Here is a 19,459-nt window from a genome sequence, read left to right as displayed (position 1 = left end):
CCGTTACTTGATCAGGCGCAGGTTGATCGGGTAACGATAGCCGCCGCCGTTGTTGACGGCGACTCCGCCCATGATCGACCAGACGACGTTGAGCACCCAGATGGCGAACAGCACAAGGCCCAGCAGGCCGACGAAGAGGGGGCCGATGAACGGAAGCCAACCTAGGAGACCACGGACGATCCCCACGGCCACCCAGGCGATCGTCACGGTGATCTGCCAGTTCAACGCCTCTTTGCCCTCGCCGTTCACGCGCGGGCCACGGTCTTTGAGCACGAGCCAAATGATCAGCGACGGCAGGAAGCCGACGATGCCGCCGATGTGGGCCCACATGGCGGCCTGCTTGTCACCCTCGGGTGAGAGCGGCGGGGCGGGCTGACCATACGGCTGCCCGGGGTTCGGGGGGTTCGTCATGATGCTGGTCCTTCCGAGATACGGCATGCTCACGGTATCGGTCCGACGCACTGCCCGGCAACGGCGACCGGTACGGTAGAGACGATGACCGATCTGCCACAGCGCCGTGTGGGCGCATCAGGACTTCTCGTTTCCGCCGTCGGGCTCGGCTGCAACAACTTCGGCCGTCCCGGCACCGCGACGGAGACACTCGAGGGCACGAAGGCTGTGCTGGATGCCGCGATCGATGCCGGTGTGACGTTCCTGGACACCGCCGATATCTACGGCGCCGAACCGGGGCTGAGTGAGACGCTGATGGGCCAGGCGCTGGTCGGGCGTCGCGACGAGGTCGTGCTGGCGACGAAGTTCGGACACTCCGGGCGCGATCTGGGCATCCGCGGCGGGGCGAAGGGCTCACGGTCGTACGTGCGGCGGGCGGTCGAGGCATCCCTGCGCCGCCTGCAGACCGACTGGATCGACCTGTACCAGCTGCACACGCCCGACAACGAGACGCCGATGGAAGAGACCCTCGACGCGCTGGGCGACCTCGTGCGGGAGGGCAAGGTTCGCTACATCGGGCACTCGAACTTCTCGGGCTGGCAGATCGCCGAGGCGCACTTCGTCGCGCTTCAGCGGCACAGTGTGCCGTACGTCTCGGCGCAGAACGAGTACAGCCTTTTGCGGCGGGATGCCGAGCGCAATGTGCTGCGCGCCGTTGAGCGCTATGGTCTCGGCTTCTTCCCCTACTTCCCTCTGCAGAACGGGCTGCTCACCGGCAAATTCACCCGTGCCGGCGGGCCGGACGACAGCCGCATCATGCGCCAGCGGCGCCAGCTGTGGGAGAACGCGCCGTGGGATGCCCTCGACGCGTACCAGTCGTTCTGCGACCAGCGTGGCATCACGATGCTCGAGGCGACGTTCGGGTGGTTGCTGTCGCACTCCTCGCTGTCGAGTGTGATCGCCGGTGCGACCCGGCCCGAGCAGGTGCGGGCGAACGCCGCCGCCGGCGCAGCCTGGTCGCCGTCGGCCGACGACCTCGCCGCCATCGACGCGATGTTCCCGCCGCCGGAGGCCGCGGACTGACCTCGCCGAACCGCCCGCTCGTTGAACCGCCCGGTCGTTGAGCGAGCGAAGCGAGTCGAAACGACACAACACTTCTGCCCGCGAGATCGCGCTTGTGCACGGATTTTGCGCCCTGACGCGTGCATGGGCGTGATCTCGCGAGTCCCTGCGCGAGAGGACCCGGGGCGGCGGTCACGACGGTTCGCGGGGGAGATACCCGGCAGAGATGAGTTCCTCGGCAGTCGGCATGGCTTTCCACCGCCGCTGCGGGTTCGTCATGAATACCGCCAGAGACATGGCGCTGAGGACGGCGGCCAACATGAGGGCGGCCGACAGCCCGGCGATGTCTCCGACGGTGCCACCCACGATGCTCGCCACGGGCATGGGGCCCAGCGCCGCGAATCGAGCGCATGACATGACCCGCGCATGCAACCCGGGGGGTGTCACCTGTGCCACCGTGCCGGCGGCGCTGAGCGAGTAGATCATCGCTGCGAACGTTGACAGCGATCCCAGCGCCGCGATCCAGAGGAACGAGGAGCCAAAGAGCGACGGGACCACAGGGTATGCCGCCAGGACCAGGGTGTTCGCGGTCATCGCCACAGTCTTCGCGCGCCCGATACCGAGCGCCCGAGAAAGCGAAGTCGCGAGAGTTGCCCCGGCGAATGCGGCGGCTGCCTCGCACACTGTCACGAGAGCGAAATCGCCTGCGCGCAGTCCCGCTTCCTGCAATGCGAACACGACAAGGACGGCGTTGGCCATCGCGCTTGCAGAGTTCCAGAACGCATTCCCGAGGAAGAGCGGTCGGAGCACCCGGTGACGAGCCGCATACGAGAGCCCATCCGCCGCATCACGCCACAATGACCGGCGTTGACGCTCAGGCGATTCCGTGGGGAACGGTTGATCGTCGGGATATCTGCTGAGAGCGAGGGCTGAAAGGAGATACCCCGCGGACGCGGAGAAGACCGCGACGGCGGGCGACGACATACGAATGATCACGGACCCGATGCCCGGCCCGGCGATCGAGGTCGCTGCTTGGGTGGCCCGAAGGCTGCTGTACGCCTGGCCCAGATCCGGCGCCGCGACATGGCGAGGAAGTGCGGCGGAGGATGCCGCGGAGAAGAACACATCCGCAACGCCGATGACCGCCACGGCACAGAACAGCTGCCACATTGAGAGCACGCCGCAGAATGCCGCGATGGGGATGGTGGTCACGGCCACTGCTCGAACGCCGGTCGTCGAGAGCATCACCCGACGGATGCGGGCGCGTTCGACCACGGCGCCAGCCGGTATTCCCAGGAGGAGGAACGCAGCCATGCTGAGCGCCTGCAGAAGTCCGATGGCTGAGGAGCCTGCACCGAGTGTGCTGGCCGCGACCAGAGGGAGAACCGAACGCGAGACGTCGTCTGCGAGTGACTCGCCGACGCTGCTCGTCCACAGGGCACGGAACGGGCGGTTGTGGCGAAGGCTGAGACGCATGTCGGATGTCACAAGTGTCAGGGTAACCCTGACACTCTAGACTTGTCCATGTGATGTGCTCGTTCTGTCTGAGGGCTCGAACCGGTGTGCGCCTCGTCGCCGGGCCCGGCGTCGCCATCTGTGCGGATTGCGTCCGAGATGCGGCGGTGCTCGTCGACCAGCCGGGGGACACGGAGCTGTCTCGTGTGTTCTCGCCAGATCACCGGGTGTCCCTCGGACTCAGCCGCATCCTGGAGATTCTTCCGGAGGTGGCCCAGGTGGGTGCCCATGTCGACGAGGAATTGGTCGGTTGGGTGAAGACGGCACGAACGGCGGGCGCATCGTGGCAACAGGTCGCCGATGTCCTCGGCGTCACGCGTCAATCGGCATGGGAGCGATTCTCTCGTCGCGTCAGCTCTTGAGTCAGCGCGTGCGCAGGCCGTCCAGGGCGACGGCGAGCACGTCGGCGGCCAGCTGGTCGGCGCCCTCACCGCCGGTGGGCCGGTACCACTCGATGAGCGAGTTGACCATGCCGAAGACCAAGCGGGTGGCCACCGACGCATCGATGTCGGCGCGCACCGAGCCCTCGTGCTGCGCTGCGCGCACGAGCGAGGTGACCTTTCGGTCGAAGGCGCGGCGGCGCGCGAGGGCCGCGCGCTCGGTGTCGCTGTTGCCGCGCACGCGCAGCAGCAGCGTGACCGCGGGCAATCGCGCCGACAGCACCTGCACCGCACCGCGCAGGACGGCGGCCAGGCGCTCGGCGGCCGTGCCGGCCGTGGCCTGATCGGTTTCGAGCACCGCCTCCAGCCCGCCCAGGGCCTGCTCGAGCGCAACGGAGAGCAGCTCTTCCTTCGAGGCGAAGTGGTGGTACAGGGCCGACTTGGTCAGTCCGAGACGCTCGGCGAGCTGCGCGACCGAGGTCGCGTCGTAGCCCTGCTCGATGAACAGCATCACGGCGACCTGCAGAATCTGCTCCCGGTCGTACCCGGGGCGCCCGCGTCTGGCCTGTTCGGTCACCGCCCCAGTCTGGCACGTGTCGTCTCTTTCCTGAACGATCGGTAAGGTATTCGGCATGGATGCAACGCTGCCGAGCTATGTCGACGGGGACTGGTGGATGCCGCGCAGCGGCGTAGATGCAGCGGTGGTGCGCGACGCATCCACGGGCGAGGAGGTCGCCCGTATCTCCAGCGAGGGAATCGATCTGGCCGGTGCGCTCGCCTATGCGCGAGAGGCCGGTCAGCGGTCGCTGGGCGAGTTGACCTTCCATCAGCGGGCCCTGCTGCTCAAGCAGTTCGCGCAGGTGCTGACCGAGCACAAGGACCAGCTGTACGAGTTGGCCACGACGGCCGGTGCCACCGTGCGCGACTCGATGATCGACGTCGACGGCGGCATCGGCGTGCTTTTCACGTACGGGTCGAAGGGCCGCCGCGAGTTGCCCAACGCCCACGTGCTGCTGGACGGACCGGCCGAGCAGCTGTCGAAGGACGGCTCTTTTCTCGGCCGCCACGTGTACACGCGGCTGCCAGGCGTGGTCGTGCAGATCAACGCCTTCAACTTTCCGACCTGGGGCCCGTTCGAAAAGCTCGCGCCGGCGTTCCTGGCGGGCGTGCCGACGTTGATCAAGCCCGCAACGCCGACGGCGCACCTGACCGAAGCGTGGGTGCGCATCCTCGTGGATTCGGGTCTGGTTCCCGACGGCGCCCTACAACTCGTCTCGGGACCACTGCCCGGGGTGTTCGAGCTGCTGCGGCTGGGGGATGCCGTGGCCTTCACCGGTTCCGCATCCACGGCAGCGGCGCTGCGCGCGCAGACACCCGACGGGGTGCGGTTCTTCAGCGAGACCGACTCGATCAACGCGTCGGTGCTCGGCCCCGACGCGGTGCCCGGCACGCCCGTGTTCGACGCATACATCCGCCAGCTGTTCACCGAGCTGACGGCCAAGGCCGGGCAGAAGTGCACGGCCATCCGTCGTGCGATAGTGCCGGCGGCATCCATCGACGCCGTCGTGGAGGCGCTGCGCGCCCGGCTCGACGAAAAACTTGTGCTGGGCGACCCGCGGGCCCAGGGCGTGACGATGGGCCCGCTGGTCTCTCTCGCGCAGACTCACGAGGTGATCACTCAGGTTGATCACCTGGTGAGCGCGGGGGGCCGGCTGCTGCTCGGCTCGACGGACGCGCCCGATGTGGTGCGCGCCGACGGGACGACCGGGCCCGCCCCCGACGGGGCGTTCGTCGCGCCGATGCTCATCGGTTTCGGGCCCGACGCGCCCGATGCTGCGCACGAGGTGGAGGCGTTCGGGCCGGTGTCGACGGTGATCGGGTACAGCTCGGTGGCAGAAGCCGCCGCGCTGGTGAACCGGGGCGGCGGGTCGCTCGTGACCAGCGTCGCCACCGACGACGAGGGCGTCGCCCGCGAGCTGTTCGAGCGCGTCGCGCCGTACAACGGCCGCGTGCTGATGCTCGACTCCGCTGACGCACGCACCTCGACCGGGCACGGCTCACCGGTGCCGCACCTCGTGCACGGCGGCCCGGGGCGCGCGGGTGGCGGGGAGGAGTTGGGCGGCATTCGCGCGGTGCAGCACTTCATGCAGCGCACGGCCGTGCAGGGCTCGCCCGACATGCTCACGGCACTGACCGGGGTGTGGTATTCCGGCGCCCGGGTGCACACCGACGGCGAGCATCCCTTCCGCAAACCGCTGTCACGGCTGCGTGTGGGCGACCGGTTCGCGTCGGGTCAGCGCGAGGTGACGCTCGACGACATCGAGACGTTCGCGCACTTCACCGGCGACACGTTCTATGCGCACATGGACCAGCAGGCCGCAGCGGCGAACCCGTTCTTCCCCGGACGGGTCGCGCACGGCTATCTGCTCATCTCGTTTGCGGCGGGGCTGTTCGTCGACCCCGCGCCCGGCCCGGTGCTGGCCAATTACGGACTCGAGGATCTGCGCTTCGTCACGCCCGTCTCACCGGGCGACGCCATCCGCGTCGAGCTCACCGCCAAGCAGATCACGCCGCGAGAGACCGATGACTACGGCGAGGTGCGCTGGGATGCCGTGATCCGCAACCAGCGCGACGAGCTCGTCGCGTCGTACGACGTGCTGACCCTGGTGGCCAAGCAGTAGCGCTCAGCCGGTCTTCGAGAGCGGGTCGGCGATGTCTTCGAGCGATTTGCGCTCCGCATCCACCCCGAGGAACACCTCGACCAGGCCCGCGGCGATCATGAGCCCTGCGCCGAGGAAGTAGCCGATCGCGACCGCCGAGATGCCCTGCTCGACGAAGCTGCCGAACAGCAGCGGTCCGATGATGCCGCCCAGGCCCGTACCGATGGCGTAGAAGAACGCTATCGCCATCGCCCGCGTCTCCATGGGGAAGATCTCACTCACCGTGAGATAGGCCGCGCTCGCTCCCGCCGAGGCGAAGAAGAACACGATGACCCAGCAGACGGTCAGCCACGTGGCATCCAGCATTCGAAGATCGAAGAGGATGCCGGTGGCCACCAGCAGCACGCCACTGCCGATGTACGACAACGAGATCATGACGCGCCGCCCGATCGAATCGAATAGACGGCCCAGCAGGAGCGGGCCGAGGAAGTTGCCGACGGCGATGGGCACGAGCGACCACGGGGCGATGTCGTCGGGCACGTCGAGCAGCTGGGTGAGCACCAGGGCGTAGGTGAAGAACACGGCGTTGTACAGAAAGGCCTGGCCGATGAACAGCGAGAGGCCGAGCACGAACCGCTTCGGATACCGAGTGATTGCGACGCGCGCGATCTCGCCGAAGCCGGTCGAGCGACGCTGCTGGATCTCGATCGCCGTGTCGTCGGGCACGTGCTCAAGGTCATCGCCGGTCTGCTGCTCGATCGTGCGCTCGATTGCCGCGACCTCGTTCTCGGCCTGTTCATCGCGGCCGTGGATGAACATCCAGCGCGGTGACTCCGGAACGTTGCGTCGCACGAGCAGGATCGTCAGCCCGAGCACCGCGCCCAGGCCGAACGCCAGACGCCACCCGAGATCGGCGGGGAAGATGGCGGTGTTCAGCAGAAAGACCGTCAGCACCGCCCCGAATGCCGTGCCCAGCCAGTACGAGCCGTTGATGGCGAGGTCGACGACGCCGCGGCGGCGTGCCGGGATCAGCTCGTCGATAGCGGAATTGATCGCCGCGTATTCGCCGCCGATTCCCGAGCCGGTGAAGAACCGGCAGATGAAGAAGTACACCGGGTTGAACGAGAACGCCGTGGCGACGGTGGCCGCCAGATAGATGCCCAGCGTGATCATGAACAGCTTCTTGCGACCGAACCGATCGGTGAGGTAACCGAAGGCGAGGGCGCCGACGCACGCACCGGCGACGTAGATGGCCGCCGCCTGCCCGATCTGTGCGGTTGTCAGGCCCAGGCCGCTGGACTTCTCGGTCAGTCGCCCCGCGATAGCGCCGACGATGGTGACCTCGAGCCCGTCGAGAATCCACACCGTGCCCAGGCCGATGACGACCAGCCAGTGCCATTTCGCCCAGGGGAGTCGGTCCATGCGCGCGGGGATCGTCGTCGAGATCGTCTTCAGCTCTGTCTGCGACATGACTGTCAGCGTGCCGCCGCCCCGGCGTGTTGTGGAAGCACCTTGACACGAGGCGCTGACGTGCTCACGCGCGGGACAGACGGCGGGAGATCACGACGGTTGGGGATCAGTGCGCAGGGGACATCAGCGCGCTGGGGACATCAGCGCGCTGCGCGCGAGACTGGCCGCGCGCGAGACTCGGCCCGGCGCGCGAGACTGGCCGCGTTGCGGTGTGTTTCGCGCGGTGAGGTGAGTCTCGACAAGGGGCGCGCGAGACTTGGCCCGGCGCGCGAGACGTGGCCGGGCGCGCGAGACTCGGCCTGGCGCGCGAGACTGGCCGCGTTGCGGTGTGTTTCGCGCGGTGAGGTGAGTTTCGACAAGGGGCGCCGTTGTGACCGGCATCCCTCACCGCAGGTCGTAGACGCGCTTGTACTTGCCCTCGCTGCGCGGCAGCGTGCCGGGCTCCTCGAGGTGCACGTCGATCGACGTGCCCAGCTGCGACTTTACCCGCTGCCGCAGCACGACCGCGGCCGCCTCGCACACCTCCACCGACAGGCTCGGGTCGCGCTCGATGCGCACGGTCATCGCGTCGAGCCTTCCGTTCTTGGTCAGCTCGAGCACGAAGTGCGGCGTGAGCGCCTCGATGCCGAGCACGAGTTGCTCGATCTGCGTGGGGAAGAGGTTCACCCCGCGCAGGATGATCATGTCGTCGTCGCGCCCGGTGATCTTCTGGATCCTTCGCATCCCCGGCCGAGCAGTGCCCGGCAGCAGCCGGGTCAGATCACGGGTGCGATAGCGGATCACCGGGAAGGCCTCTTTGGTGAGCGAGGTGAACACGAGCTCGCCTGCCTCGCCGTCGGCGACCGGCTCGCCCGTGTCGGCGTCGATCACCTCGGGCAGAAAGTGGTCCTCCCACACGTGCGGGCCGTCCTTCGTCTCGACGCACTCGCTGGCCACGCCCGGGCCCATGACCTCGCTCAGCCCGTAGATGTCGACCGCGTCGATGCCCAGGCGCCGCTCGATCTCGCCGCGCAGCTCGTTCGTCCACGGCTCGGCGCCCAGCACGCCGATGCGCAGCGACGTCGAGGCAGGATCGATCCCGGCCTGTTCCATGGCGTCGGCGATCGTCAGCAGATAGCTCGGCGTGCAGGTGATGACCTCGGGTTCGAAGTCCTGGATCAGCTGCACCTGGCGCGCCGTCTGCCCGCCCGAGACGGGAATCACGGCGGCGCCCAGCAGCGCCGCCCCGTCGTGCAGCCCGAGCCCGCCGGTGAACAGCCCGTACCCGTAGGCGTTGTGCACCTTCATCCCGGGCCGCACCCCTGCCGCGCGCAGCGAGCGCGCCACCAGTTGCGCCCATCGCTGCAGATCGCCCTCGGTGTAGCCGACGACGGTGGGCCGGCCCGTCGTGCCCGATGAGGCATGGATGCGGCGGATCTGCGACATCGGCACGGCGAACATGCCGAACGGGTAGGTCTCGCGCAGATCGGCCTTTGTCGTGAACGGCAGTCGGCGCACGTCGTCCAGCGTGCGAATGTCCTCCGGCGACACGCCCGCCGCTGCGAACTTCTGTCGATACGGCGGCACGTTCTCGTACGCGTGCTGCACCGTCCACTGCAGGCGCTTCAGCTGCAGCGCCTGCAGCTCGGGCCGCGGCATCCGCTCTTCCGGATCGAGCTCAGTCACCGGCATCCTCCTCGAAAGTGCGATTGGTCGTCAGCGACCGCCCGCGGAACTCCGCGACCACGTCGCCGGTCTCGTCGGTCACCGTCACGTCGTACAGGCCGGTGCGCCCGCTGACCACTCGACGCACCGCCGTCGCAGTCAGGGTCTGGCCCGCGCGCGTCGACTTCAAGAACGTGATGTCCGCGCCCGCGGCCACGGTGACATGCTCATCCTCATTGCACGCGATCGCGAACGCGGTGTCAGCGAGGGCGAACACGAGCCCGCCGTGGGTGATGGCGAAGCCATTGAGCATGTCGCCCCGCACACGCATCGACACGACCGCCCGGCCTGGTTCGTCGACGGCCACCTGCAACCCGAGAGCCGCGGCGGCACGGTCTTTCCTGATCATCGGCCGGATCACCGTCATCGTCCCTCCCGCACCCTTGCGACGGCACGAGTATGTCATAATTACTGAACGAGCGGTAGGTAATTGCCGGAGGTGTCGACGATGACGACCGTGACCACGCACGACGAACAAGAGGCGTTCGATGCGCTCATCGACGCCGATGCCCGCATCGAGCCGAAGGACTGGATGCCCGACGACTACCGGAAGAGCCTGATCCGGCAGATGTCACAGCATGCGCATTCCGAGATCATCGGCATGCAGCCCGAGGGCAATTGGATCACCCGCGCGCCCAGCCTGCAGCGCAAGGCGATCCTGATGGCGAAGGTGCAAGACGAGGCCGGCCACGGCCTGTACCTGTACTCGGCGACGCAGACGCTCGGCATCACCCGCGACGAGATGACCGAGCAGCTCATCGACGGCAAGGCCAAATACTCGTCGATCTTCAATTATCCGACGCCGACCTGGGCCGATATGGGCGCCATCGGATGGCTCGTCGACGGCGCCGCGATCGTCAATCAGGTGCCGCTGTGCCGCTGCTCGTACGGCCCGTACGCGCGCGCGATGGTGCGCATCTGCAAAGAGGAGTCGTTCCACCAGCGGCAGGGGTTCGAGATTCTGCTGCAGTTGATGAAGGGCACCCACGCGCAGCAGAAGATGGCACAGGATGCCGTGGACCGGTGGTACTGGCCGAGCTTGATGATGTTCGGCCCGCCCGATGACGAATCGCCGAACTCGGCGCGCTCGATGGCCTGGAAGATCAAGCGCTTCTCCAACGACGAGCTGCGCCAGCGCTTCGTCGGAATGCTCGTGCCGCAGGCCGAGGTACTCGGCGTGCAGCTGCCCGACCCCGCGCTGCGCTGGAATGAGCAGACGCAGCAGTACGACATGAGCCCTATCGACTGGGACGAGTTCATGGCGGTGCTCAAGGGCCGTGGGCCGATGAACGCCGTGCGCATTCAGAACAGGCGCACCGCCCACGAAGAGGGCGCGTGGGTGCGCGAGGCCGCCGCCGAGTACGCCCGCAAGCAGCAGGTGAAGGAGACCGCGGCATGACCGAGTCCTGGCCCCTCTGGGAGGTGTTCGTGCGTGCCGGCCGCGGTCTCTCGCACGTGCACGTCGGCTCCCTGCACGCGCCCGACGCCGACATGGCCGTGCGCAACGCGCGCGATCTGTACACGCGTCGCGGCGAGGGCGTCTCGATCTGGGTGGTGCCCTCCGAGGCGATCACCGCGAGCGACCCCGACGCGAAGGGCGCGTTCTTCGAGAGCCCCGCCGGCAAGAACTACCGGCACGCGACCTACTACACCGCCAGCGAGGGGGTGCCGCACCTATGACGAGGGCCGTGCACATCTCGGTCGACGAAGTCGAACTCGCCGAAGAGCTCGTCGGCGAGCAGGGCCGCACAGCGACCCCCGACATCGCCGAATACGCGCTGTGGCTCGGCGATGATGCGCTGATCCTCGCCCAGCAGCTGGGCGCGTGGATAGCCCATGCCCCCGAGCTGGAAGAAGACGTCGCCCTGGCCAATATCGCCCTCGATCTGCTCGGCCACGCGCGCAGCCTGCTGCGCTACGCCGGCACGGCTGACGAACGCACCGAAGACGATCTCGCGTACTTTCGTGACGAGCCCGACTTCCGCAGCGCCTGGCTGTTCGAGCAGCCCAACGGCGACTTCGCTCACACGATCGCCCGCCAGCTGGCGGCATCCACCTACCTTCTCGCCCTGTACGAACGGCTGCAGGCCAGCAGCGACCCGGTGCTGGCCGCGGTGGCCGGCAAGGCCGTCAAAGAGGTCGCCTACCACCGCGACCACGCCGTGCAGTGGACAAAGCGGCTGGCCGGCGGCACCGACGAATCACGACGGCGCATGATCACGGCCATCGACGACATCTGGCCGTACGTCGACGAGTTGTTCGGCGACGAACCGCTCATCGACCGGCTGGGGGATGCCGCGGTGCGGCCGTCCACGTTGCGCGCATCGTTCGACGAGACCATCGCAGCCGTCTTCGCCGAAGCCGAGCTTGAGGCCCCGACCCGTTTCGTCGCCTCCGGCGGCGGCCGGCGCGGAGAACACTTTCCGACGCTCGGGTATCTGCTGGCCGAGATGCAGATGCTGGCGCGGCAGCATCCGGGGGCGACATGGTGACCTCGACCGCACGAGCACCCCGGCCCACACGCGCCGAGGCGCTGGAGGCCGTGCTCGGGCCCTGGGCTGCTCGCGCCCCCGCACCGCCGCAGCAAGAGCGGAACGAGACGCCACAGGATCAGACCGGCACTGCTCTCGAGCGCGCGCGGGCTGCGGCATCCACCGTCTGCGACCCCGAGCTGCCGGTGCTCTCAATCGCCGACCTCGGCGTGCTGCGTGCGGTGCGCATCGACGACGGCGTGGTCACCGTCACGGTCACGCCGACATACTCGGGATGCCCCATGATGCAGGTGATCGAGCGCGACGTGCGCGCCGCCGTGCGCGCGGCCGGGTTCGCCGAGGTCCGGGTGCGCACGACGCTGACCCCCGCGTGGACGACCGACTGGATCAGCGACGACGGGCGCCGCCGTCTCGAACAGTTCGGCATCGCCCCGCCGACGGGAACGCGCCCGGTCGGCCCGATCCAGGGCGGCCTGCACGTGCGCTGCCCGCACTGCCGCTCGCTGAACACGCGTGAGATCTCGCACTTCGGCTCCACGGCATGCAAGGCCCTCTACGCGTGCCGCGCGTGTGGTGAGCCGTTCGACTACTTCAAGGCGCACTGATGACGGATGCCGCAGCCAGCGCCGAGCGCGTCGCCGACGCGTTGCTCGCCTCGGCCGTCGGAGGACCGCGGGGCCGCGCCGCACGGTTCCACACCCTCACCGTCGCCGAGGTGCGCCGGCTCACCGACGACGCCGTCGAGGTGACCTTCGCCGTTCCCGACCAGCTGCAGGCCGAGTACGACTACCTGGCCGGACAGCATGTAGCGCTGCGTGCCCGGCTCGACGGTCACGAGCTGCGCCGGTCGTATTCGCTGTGCCGTCCGCCGGCGGCAGGAACCCTCAGCGTCGCGATCAAGCGTGACATCGGAGGCCGCTTCTCGACGTGGGCGCAGACCGAGCTGCACCCCGGCGACACGCTCGATGTCATGAGTCCACAGGGCAACTTCACGGCGCGGCAGTACGATGTCGACGGCCAGCACTTCGTCGGCATCGCCGCCGGCTCCGGCATCACGCCGCTGATGGCGCTGGCGACCACGGTCTTGTCGGGGTCCGCGACATCCCGCTTCACCCTGGTGTACACGAACCGGTCGCGCTCCGACGTGATGTTCCTCGACGATCTCGCCGATCTGAAGGACCGCTACCCCGCCCGGCTTGCGCTGCACCACGTGCTCTCGCGCGAGCAGCGGGCGGCTCCGCTGCTGTCGGGACGGATCGACGAGGCCAAGCTGCGGACGATCCTTGATGTGCTCATTCGCCCCGACACCGTCGACGAGTGGTTCCTGTGTGGGCCGTTCGCGCTTGTGCAGCTGTGCCGCGACGTGCTCACCGACATCGGGGTCGACCGGCGGCACATCCGCCACGAGCTGTTCACGACCGGCGAGCCCGGGCAGGCGACACCGAACGGCGGTCGCCCGGTGCAGGCCCGGCCCGACGAGCACGTGCGTACGGTGCGATTCACGCTGGAGGGGCAATCCGCGAGCGTGGACAGCCCCGACAGTGCCCACGAGACGATCCTCAATGCGGCGCTGCGGGTGCGGCCCGATGTGCCGTTCGCGTGCGCCGGGGGAGTGTGCGGAACCTGCCGTGCGAGGCTGGTCGAAGGCGATGTGCGCATGACCGAGAACTACGCGCTCGAACCCGAAGAGCTCGAGCGCGGTTACATCCTGACCTGCCAGTCCCATCCTGTGACTGACACCGTCGTCGTCGACTACGACGTGTGAGGAGAGTCCCGTGATCGACCTGACCATCGAAGGCGGCATCGCCGAGGTCGTGCTGAATGCGCCCGACAAGCGCAACGCGCTCGACGAGGCGGCCCTGCACGAACTCGACATCGCGTACGCCGACGCCGAGCAGGCCGGCGTGCGCGCCCTGCTGCTGCGCGGCGAAGGCCCCGCGTTCTGCGCCGGCCGCGACATCGCCGGCGTCGACCCGGCCACCGACGACGTGCCCGGCTACCTCGACGGCCTGCTCGCGCCGCTGATGCGCCGCATGGCGGGCTTTCCGGCACCGACGTTCGCCGCCGCCCAGGGTGCGTGCCTGGGCGTGGGACTCGGCCTGCTGATAGCGACCGACGTCGTCTATGTCGCCGACACGGCGAAGTTCGGTTCGCCGTTCGCGGCGCTGGGCGCCGCGCTTGATTCGGGTGGGCATGCGCTGTTCACCGAGCGGCTGGGTGTGCACCGCACTCTCGACCTCATCTACACCGGCCGGCTCATGACGGGAGACGAAGCCGTCGCCGCGGGGCTGTTCTCGCGCGTCTACCCGGCCGATGAGGTGCAGGATGCCGCATCCACTGCCGCGCGACAGGCAGCGGTCGGTCCCACGGCGGCGTTCCTGGCGAGCAAGCGGCTGGTCGCACGCGTGCGCGAGGAACGGTTGAACCTGTGGGACACGCTGGCGGCCGAAACGGCCGCGCAGACCGCGCTGTCGGCCACCGACGACTACCGCGAGGGGTTCGCGGCGTTTCAGCACAAACGTCCGCCGGTTTTCCGCGGGCGCTGACGCTCAGGTTCGCTGAGAGCGCACGCACCGATGTCGCGGAGTGAGTGCTCACTCACTACACTCGAATCCATGCCTCCTGCCACCCGTGCCGAGCCGATGGCGCCCGACGATCGCCGCGCGATGATCGCCGAACAATCCGTGCCGCTTTTTCTCGAACACGGAGCGAGCCTGACGACCCGACAGCTCGCCGAAGAACTCGGCATCGCCGAAGGGACGATCTTCCGCGCTTTCGGCGACAAAGAGGCTCTCAAGCGCGCTGTCGTCGAGACGTTCTTCACACAGTCGCGCGAGCGGATGGCGCAGGGGATCGTCGATCCCGCGCTCGGGCTGGAGGAGAAGCTCTCCATACTCGTGCGCGGCACGCGGACGTGGATGCAGAACATGATGCGGATGCTGTCGCTGGTGGATCGCAAAGAGATCCCCTCGTTCTTCACGGGCCCGCGGGATGACGCCTACCGCGTCGCGGTGGCGAAGATCTTCGCCTCCAACGCCGACGAGCTGACCATCTCTCCCGATCGGCTCGGCCCCATTGTGCGGCTGGCGGGCATGGCCGCCAACGCTGCTCGGTTCGACGAGGAGGCGGGCTTGACCGACGACGAACTCGTCCACTTCATCTTGTACGGCATCGCGGGCCGCCCCCGCGGAGAGGACTGAACATGCTCGGCAGACTCCTTATTCGGTATCTGAAGCGAGGATGGCCACTGATCATCGGCGTCCTGGTCTTCCAGGTCGCCCAAGCCCTGGCATCCCTCTGGCTTCCGACACTGCAGGCTGACATCATCGACGATGGCGTGCTCACCGGCGATGTCGACTTCATCTGGCACACCGGCGGCATCATGCTGCTGATCAGCCTCGGCCAGATCCTCTGCACGATCGTTGCGGTGTACTTCGGTTCGCGCCTGGCGATGGGCATGGGGCGCGATCTGCGCGATGACATCTTCCACCGCGTCGTGCAGTACTCGCAGCGCGAGGTCGGCCAGTTCGGCGCGCCCTCACTGATCACCCGCAACACCAACGATGTGCAGCAGATCCAGATGCTCGTGCAGATGTCGGCGACCGTCATGGTCTCGGCCCCGATCCTGGCGATCGGCGGCGTGATCTTCGCGATTCGGCAGGATGTCGGCCTTTCGTGGCTGATGGCGGTCTCGGTGCCGCTGCTGCTGATCATCGTCTCGCTCATCGTCGTGCGCATGGTCCCCGCGTTCCGTGCCATGCAGCGGCGCATCGACCGGGTGAACCAGATTCTGCGTGAGCAGCTGACGGGCATCCGCGTGGTGCGCGCGTTCGTGCGCGAGCCCGAGGAGCACGCCCGGTTCACCACGGCCAGCAGCGACGTGATGGAGTCGGCGGTGCGCGCGGGAAACCTCATGGCGATCATGTTCCCCGCTGTCACGATCGTGCTGAACGTGTCCAGCGCCGCGGTCATCTGGTTCGGCTCGTTCCAAGTGCAAGACGGCAACGCGCAGATCGGCACGCTGTTCGCGTTCCTGACCTACATGATGCAGATTCTCATGGGCGTCATGATGGCCACCTTCATGTTCGTGATGATCCCGCGCGCCGCCGTCTGCGCGACCCGCATCGGCGAGGTTCTCGACACCGAGCCGTCGGTGATCGCGCACGAGCGGCTCGCCGAGCCACCGGCATCCCTCGGGCGTGTCGTCTTCGACCACGTCGACTTCGCCTATCCGGGTGCCGACGACGCCGTGCTGCACGACGTGAGCTTCACCGTCGAGCCGGGTACCACCACGGCGATCATCGGCTCCACCGGCGCCGGCAAGACGACGCTGGTGGGTCTGCTGCCGCGCTTGTTCGACGTCACGGGCGGTCGGGTGACCCTCGACGGCGTCGACGTGCGCGACTACGACCCCGACGTGCTCTGGAAACGCATCGGGCTGGTGCAGCAGCGTGCGTTCCTGTTCTCGGGCACCGTGGCATCCAACCTTCGCTACGGCGACGAGAGCGCGAGCGACGACCAGCTGTGGGACGCCCTCGAGATCGCGCAGGCGAAGGGCTTCGTCAGCGAGATGGGACTGGACGCCCCGATCGCTCAGGGCGGCACGAACGTGTCGGGCGGGCAGCGGCAGCGCCTCTCGATTGCGCGCGCAATCGTGCACCGGCCGGCGGCCTACATCTTCGACGACTCGTTCTCGGCGCTCGACCTGTCCACCGACGCGGCGCTGCGCCGGGCACTGGACACCCGGCTTCCCGACGCGACCCGCATCGTGGTCGCCCAGCGCGTGTCGAGCATCCAGCACGCCGATCAGATCGTCGTGCTCGAGCACGGGCGGGTCGTCGGCCTGGGTGTGCACGACGAGCTCGTCGAAACGTGCGAGACATACCGCGAGATCGTCGAGTCCCAGCTGAATGCGCAGGAGGCGGCATGAGCGAGAACAAGAGCACGCAGGCCACGGCTCCGCGCGGGCCCGCGCCGCGCGGTCCGATGGGTCGTGGCGGCATGGGCGCTCCTGCGCAGAAGGCGCAGAACTTCGGCCCCAGCGCCAAGCGCCTGCTCGGGATGCTGCGGCCCGATGCCGTGGGACTGGTGGCCGTCGTCATCATGGGCGCGCTCAGCGTCGCGCTCAACGTCGTGGGCCCGAAGCTTTTGGGTCAGGCCACCAACGTGGTGGTCGCCGGCTTCGTGTCGCTGCAGTTCAAGGATGTGCCGGCCGGGGTCACCAAGGCGCAGATCATCGAGCAGCTGCGCGCGTCAGGCCAGGACCAGACCGCCGACCTGCTGCGCACGATGGATTTCGTTCCCGGTGCCGGCATCGACTTCGGCCATCTCGCGTGGATCATCGGCGCGGTGCTGACCGTCTACATCGTCTCGGCCGTTTTCATGTGGATCCAGGGCCGCATCCTCAACGTCGTCGTACAGCGGGCCATGCACCGCATCCGCATGCTCGTGGAGGAGAAGGTGCACCGCCTGCCGCTGTCGTACTACGACCGCATGCAGCGCGGTGAACTTCTCAGCCGCGTCACCAACGATGTCGACAACATCGGGCAGACCCTGCAGCAGAGCATGTCGCAGGTGGTCATAGCGCTGCTGACGGTGGTCGGCGTGCTCATCATGATGTTCTCGATCTCGTGGGTGTTGGCGGTCATAGCCCTGGCGGCCATCCCGATCACCATCCTCATCACGGTGCTGGTCGCCCGCCGCTCGCAGAAGCTCTTCATCGCGCAGTGGGCCGCCACCGGCGTGCTCAACGCCCGCATTGAAGAGACCTTCTCGGGTCACGCGATCGTCAAGGTGTACGGCCACCAGCGTGATGTGCAGGAGAAGTTCAGCGGCGAGAACGACGCGGTGTACCGGGCCAGCTTCGGCGCGCAGTTCGTGTCGGGTCTGATCATGCCGGCGATGATGTTCATCGGAAACCTCGTGTACGTCGCCATCGCCGTGGTCGGCGGCATCCGCATCGCCAGCGGCCTCATTTCGGTGGGCGACGTGCAGGCCTTCATCCAGTACTCGCGGCAGTTCACGCAGCCGCTCAGTCAGCTGGGCTCGGTGGCCAACCTGCTGCAGTCGGGGGTGGCCAGCGCCGAGCGCGTGTTCGAACTGCTCGACGAAGACGAAGAGACGCCCGACGCCGATCCGGCGCAGACGGTGCCCGCCGATGCCGGTCATCTGGCGTTCGACGACGTCGCATTCCAGTACCTGCCCGACAAGCCGCTGATCTCCGATCTGAGCCTGAGCGCCGAACCGGGCAGCACCGTCGCGATCGTGGGACCCACCGGGGCCGGCAAGACGACGCTGGTGAACCTCATCATGCGGTTCTACGACGTCGACAGCGGACGCATCGTGCTCGACGGCGTCGACACCCGCACGATGACCCGCGCCGACCTGCGGGCGCGCACCGGCATGGTGTTGCAAGACACCTGGCTGTTCGCCGGCACTATCCGCGAGAACATCGCGTACGGTCGCCCCTCGGCCTCCGAAGAAGAAATCCTGGATGCCGCGACCGCGGCCTACGTCGATCGCTTTGTGCACGCGCTGCCCGACGGGTATGACACCGTGCTCGACGACGAGGCCACGAACCTGTCGGTGGGCGAGCGGCAGCTTGTCACCATCGCTCGCGCGTTCCTGGCCGACCCCCGCATCCTGATCCTCGACGAGGCCACCAGCTCGGTCGACACCCGCACCGAGCTGCTCATCCAGCGGGCCATGTCGCGCCTGCGCACCGACCGCACCTCGTTCGTCATCGCGCACCGACTCTCGACCATTCGCGATGCCGACCTGATCCTGGTGATGGAGGACGGGCACATCGTCGAGCAGGGCGCGCACGACCAGCTGCTGGCTGCGCGCGGCGCTTACTGGCGGTTGTACAACGCGCAGTTCGAGGCACCCGTACTGGACACGGGCGTCGAACCGGTCAATTAGTATGTGAAGACGTCGCCGTCTGGCGGCGCCCCGCCATCCAGGGAGGATCCCGCGTGCCCGACGAGCGCACCCGAGTTCACACGGTGGTGCTGCCCGATGCGACCGTCGAGGTCTCGTGGGCGGCGGCGACCGATGTCGGCCGTCGTCGCGAGGTGAATCAAGACGCGGTGCTCGCCGAGTTCCCGCTGTTCATCGTGGCCGACGGCATGGGCGGGCACATCGGCGGCGAGATCGCCTCGACGAGCACCGTCGGCCGGCTGCGTCCGGTCGCCGAGTCGGGCACCGTCACGCCCAAGGCGCTGGAGAAGGCACTGGGCCGGGCGGTCAAAGACATCGCCGCCCACCCCGAGGCCACCGACGACGGCACCGGCACGACGGTGACCGGGGTGTATTTCGACGGCGCCGCGGCCGACCCGCACTGGGTGACGCTGAACATCGGCGATTCGCGGGTCTACCTGCTGCGCGACGGCGAGATCGTGCAGATCACCACCGATCATTCGGTGGTCCAAGAGCTCATCGCCGCCGGTCGGCTCAGCCCCGAAGAAGCCGAGAACCACCCGTACGGCAACGTCATCACCCGCGCCGTCGGGCCCAGTGACAGCGTCAAGCCCGACTATGTGCGCCTCGACCTGGTCGACGGCGATCGGTTCGTGATCTGCTCCGACGGCCTGACCAAGGAACTCACCGACTACGGCATCCAGCACTTCCTCGGTGAGCACGCCGACCCGGGTGAAGCGGTCGATGCGATGATGCAGGCGGCGCTGGAGAACGGCGGCCGCGACAACGTCACTATCGTCGTCATCGACGTTGCGGTGCACTCTGCGTCAGATACCGACTCCTCCCCAGACGCAGACTGACCGCGAGT

The 19,459-nt window shown here is 67.9% G+C and carries 19 protein-coding genes and 1 pseudogene; 14 read left to right on the top strand and 6 right to left on the bottom strand.

Annotation, left to right across the window (positions count from 1 at the left end):
- Positions 1-3: 3 nt before the first annotated feature.
- Positions 4-411: a DUF4870 domain-containing protein gene (locus tag ET475_RS00925; RefSeq protein WP_129385166.1), complete on the bottom strand. Its 408-nt coding sequence runs from the start codon at positions 409-411 to the stop codon at positions 4-6.
- 84 nt (positions 412-495) lie between these two features.
- On the opposite strand from ET475_RS00925, the gene ET475_RS00920 reads away from it, so the two are divergent.
- Positions 496-1,473 carry an aldo/keto reductase gene (locus ET475_RS00920; RefSeq protein ID WP_129385164.1) on the top strand — a complete coding sequence of 326 codons (978 nt, stop codon included), beginning with the start codon at positions 496-498 and terminating at the stop codon, positions 1,471-1,473.
- A 171-nt stretch (positions 1,474-1,644) separates the two neighbouring features.
- Here the strand turns inward: ET475_RS00920 and ET475_RS00915 are convergent, their stop codons facing one another.
- Positions 1,645-2,940, bottom strand: a complete 1,296-nt coding sequence (locus ET475_RS00915) for an MFS transporter (RefSeq protein WP_129385162.1) — start codon at positions 2,938-2,940, stop codon at positions 1,645-1,647.
- 41 nt (positions 2,941-2,981) lie between these two features.
- On the opposite strand from ET475_RS00915, the pseudogene ET475_RS18345 reads away from it, so the two are divergent.
- Both ET475_RS18345 and ET475_RS00910 read left to right on the top strand, forming a co-directional pair.
- A pseudogene (locus tag ET475_RS18345) lies at positions 2,982-3,074 on the top strand (ClpX C4-type zinc finger protein); the annotation flags it as partial.
- The gene (locus tag ET475_RS00910) at positions 3,075-3,329 is read left to right on the top strand and encodes a hypothetical protein (RefSeq protein ID WP_242497714.1); all 255 of its coding nucleotides are present in this window, start codon (positions 3,075-3,077) and stop codon (positions 3,327-3,329) included. It abuts the pseudogene before it with no gap.
- Between the two features lies 1 nt (position 3,330).
- Here ET475_RS00910 and ET475_RS00905 read toward each other — a convergent pair whose 3' ends face one another.
- Positions 3,331-3,981, bottom strand: a complete 651-nt coding sequence (locus tag ET475_RS00905; RefSeq protein ID WP_129385160.1) for a TetR/AcrR family transcriptional regulator — start codon at positions 3,979-3,981, stop codon at positions 3,331-3,333.
- Between ET475_RS00905 and paaZ the strand changes: the two genes are divergently transcribed.
- Complete coding sequence (paaZ, locus tag ET475_RS00900; RefSeq protein WP_129385158.1) at positions 3,980-6,028, top strand: phenylacetic acid degradation bifunctional protein PaaZ; 2,049 nt, start codon at positions 3,980-3,982, stop codon at positions 6,026-6,028. The genes ET475_RS00905 and paaZ overlap by 2 nt on opposite strands.
- Positions 6,029-6,031: 3 nt before the next feature.
- Here paaZ and ET475_RS00895 read toward each other — a convergent pair whose 3' ends face one another.
- From ET475_RS00895 to paaI, 3 genes are all read right to left on the bottom strand, one after another.
- Positions 6,032-7,477 (bottom strand): MFS transporter, encoded by a 1,446-nt coding sequence (locus ET475_RS00895; RefSeq protein ID WP_422879928.1) that lies wholly within the window; start codon positions 7,475-7,477, stop codon positions 6,032-6,034.
- Between the two features lie 384 nt (positions 7,478-7,861).
- Positions 7,862-9,115, bottom strand: coding sequence for a phenylacetate--CoA ligase PaaK (gene paaK, locus ET475_RS00890; RefSeq protein ID WP_422879951.1), 1,254 nt, complete (start codon positions 9,113-9,115; stop codon positions 7,862-7,864).
- A gap of 19 nt (positions 9,116-9,134) precedes the next feature.
- Positions 9,135-9,548 carry a hydroxyphenylacetyl-CoA thioesterase PaaI gene (gene paaI, locus ET475_RS00885; protein ID WP_129385154.1) on the bottom strand — a complete coding sequence of 138 codons (414 nt, stop codon included), beginning with the start codon at positions 9,546-9,548 and terminating at the stop codon, positions 9,135-9,137.
- An 81-nt stretch (positions 9,549-9,629) separates the two neighbouring features.
- Between paaI and paaA the strand changes: the two genes are divergently transcribed.
- The 10 genes from paaA (at position 9,630) to ET475_RS00835 (ending at position 19,451) form a co-directional block, all read left to right on the top strand.
- Positions 9,630-10,580 (top strand): 1,2-phenylacetyl-CoA epoxidase subunit PaaA, encoded by a 951-nt coding sequence (gene paaA / locus ET475_RS00880; RefSeq protein ID WP_129385152.1) that lies wholly within the window; start codon positions 9,630-9,632, stop codon positions 10,578-10,580.
- Entirely contained in the window at positions 10,577-10,861 is a 285-nt protein-coding gene (gene paaB, locus ET475_RS00875; RefSeq protein WP_129385150.1) for a 1,2-phenylacetyl-CoA epoxidase subunit PaaB, read from the top strand. Before paaA ends, paaB begins: the two co-directional genes overlap by 4 nt.
- Complete coding sequence (gene paaC, locus ET475_RS00870; protein ID WP_129385148.1) at positions 10,858-11,673, top strand: 1,2-phenylacetyl-CoA epoxidase subunit PaaC; 816 nt, start codon at positions 10,858-10,860, stop codon at positions 11,671-11,673. Before paaB ends, paaC begins: the two co-directional genes overlap by 4 nt.
- On the top strand, positions 11,667-12,278 hold the full coding sequence (paaD, locus tag ET475_RS00865; RefSeq protein WP_129385146.1) for a 1,2-phenylacetyl-CoA epoxidase subunit PaaD: 612 nt from the start codon (positions 11,667-11,669) through the stop codon (positions 12,276-12,278). The genes paaC and paaD overlap by 7 nt, the downstream gene beginning before the upstream one ends.
- A complete protein-coding gene (paaE, locus tag ET475_RS00860; RefSeq protein ID WP_129385144.1) occupies positions 12,278-13,438 on the top strand; it encodes a 1,2-phenylacetyl-CoA epoxidase subunit PaaE in 1,161 nt (386 codons plus the stop codon). Before paaD ends, paaE begins: the two co-directional genes overlap by 1 nt.
- A gap of 10 nt (positions 13,439-13,448) precedes the next feature.
- Positions 13,449-14,219 carry an enoyl-CoA hydratase/isomerase family protein gene (locus tag ET475_RS00855; RefSeq protein ID WP_129385142.1) on the top strand — a complete coding sequence of 257 codons (771 nt, stop codon included), beginning with the start codon at positions 13,449-13,451 and terminating at the stop codon, positions 14,217-14,219.
- A 69-nt stretch (positions 14,220-14,288) separates the two neighbouring features.
- Positions 14,289-14,873, top strand: a complete 585-nt coding sequence (locus ET475_RS00850) for a TetR/AcrR family transcriptional regulator (RefSeq protein ID WP_165310671.1) — start codon at positions 14,289-14,291, stop codon at positions 14,871-14,873.
- 2 nt (positions 14,874-14,875) lie between these two features.
- The gene (locus tag ET475_RS00845; protein WP_129385138.1) at positions 14,876-16,603 is read left to right on the top strand and encodes an ABC transporter ATP-binding protein; all 1,728 of its coding nucleotides are present in this window, start codon (positions 14,876-14,878) and stop codon (positions 16,601-16,603) included.
- On the top strand, positions 16,600-18,594 hold the full coding sequence (locus tag ET475_RS00840; RefSeq protein ID WP_129385136.1) for an ABC transporter ATP-binding protein: 1,995 nt from the start codon (positions 16,600-16,602) through the stop codon (positions 18,592-18,594). Before ET475_RS00845 ends, ET475_RS00840 begins: the two co-directional genes overlap by 4 nt.
- Before the next feature lie 53 nt (positions 18,595-18,647).
- Positions 18,648-19,451: a PP2C family protein-serine/threonine phosphatase gene (locus tag ET475_RS00835; protein WP_129385134.1), complete on the top strand. Its 804-nt coding sequence runs from the start codon at positions 18,648-18,650 to the stop codon at positions 19,449-19,451.
- Positions 19,452-19,459: the final 8 nt, after the last annotated feature.

Source organism: Microbacterium protaetiae (genome assembly GCF_004135285.1).
GTDB lineage: Bacteria > Actinomycetota > Actinomycetes > Actinomycetales > Microbacteriaceae > Microbacterium > Microbacterium protaetiae.
The sequence above is the reverse complement of the archived record's forward strand: the minus strand, read 5'-3'. Positions and strand labels throughout refer to the sequence as shown.

What these genes read in the sequence shown, in the direction of transcription:
- paaK (WP_422879951.1), bottom strand. Translation starts at nt 9,115, where the DNA reads ATGCCGCGGCCCGAGCTGCAGGCGCTGCAGCTGAAGCGCCTGCAGTGG.
- paaI (WP_129385154.1), bottom strand. Translation starts at nt 9,548, where the DNA reads ATGACGGTGATCCGGCCGATGATCAGGAAAGACCGTGCCGCCGCGGCT.
- ET475_RS00925 (WP_129385166.1), bottom strand. Translation starts at nt 411, where the DNA reads ATGACGAACCCCCCGAACCCCGGGCAGCCGTATGGTCAGCCCGCCCCG.
- paaB (WP_129385150.1), top strand. Translation starts at nt 10,577, where the DNA reads ATGACCGAGTCCTGGCCCCTCTGGGAGGTGTTCGTGCGTGCCGGCCGC.
- ET475_RS00920 (WP_129385164.1), top strand. Translation starts at nt 496, where the DNA reads ATGACCGATCTGCCACAGCGCCGTGTGGGCGCATCAGGACTTCTCGTT.
- paaZ (WP_129385158.1), top strand. Translation starts at nt 3,980, where the DNA reads ATGGATGCAACGCTGCCGAGCTATGTCGACGGGGACTGGTGGATGCCG.
- paaE (WP_129385144.1), top strand. Translation starts at nt 12,278, where the DNA reads ATGACGGATGCCGCAGCCAGCGCCGAGCGCGTCGCCGACGCGTTGCTC.
- ET475_RS00850 (WP_165310671.1), top strand. Translation starts at nt 14,289, where the DNA reads ATGCCTCCTGCCACCCGTGCCGAGCCGATGGCGCCCGACGATCGCCGC.
- paaC (WP_129385148.1), top strand. Translation starts at nt 10,858, where the DNA reads ATGACGAGGGCCGTGCACATCTCGGTCGACGAAGTCGAACTCGCCGAA.
- ET475_RS00905 (WP_129385160.1), bottom strand. Translation starts at nt 3,981, where the DNA reads ATGCCGAATACCTTACCGATCGTTCAGGAAAGAGACGACACGTGCCAG.
- ET475_RS00840 (WP_129385136.1), top strand. Translation starts at nt 16,600, where the DNA reads ATGAGCGAGAACAAGAGCACGCAGGCCACGGCTCCGCGCGGGCCCGCG.
- ET475_RS00845 (WP_129385138.1), top strand. Translation starts at nt 14,876, where the DNA reads ATGCTCGGCAGACTCCTTATTCGGTATCTGAAGCGAGGATGGCCACTG.
- paaD (WP_129385146.1), top strand. Translation starts at nt 11,667, where the DNA reads ATGGTGACCTCGACCGCACGAGCACCCCGGCCCACACGCGCCGAGGCG.
- ET475_RS00895 (WP_422879928.1), bottom strand. Translation starts at nt 7,477, where the DNA reads ATGTCGCAGACAGAGCTGAAGACGATCTCGACGACGATCCCCGCGCGC.
- paaA (WP_129385152.1), top strand. Translation starts at nt 9,630, where the DNA reads ATGACGACCGTGACCACGCACGACGAACAAGAGGCGTTCGATGCGCTC.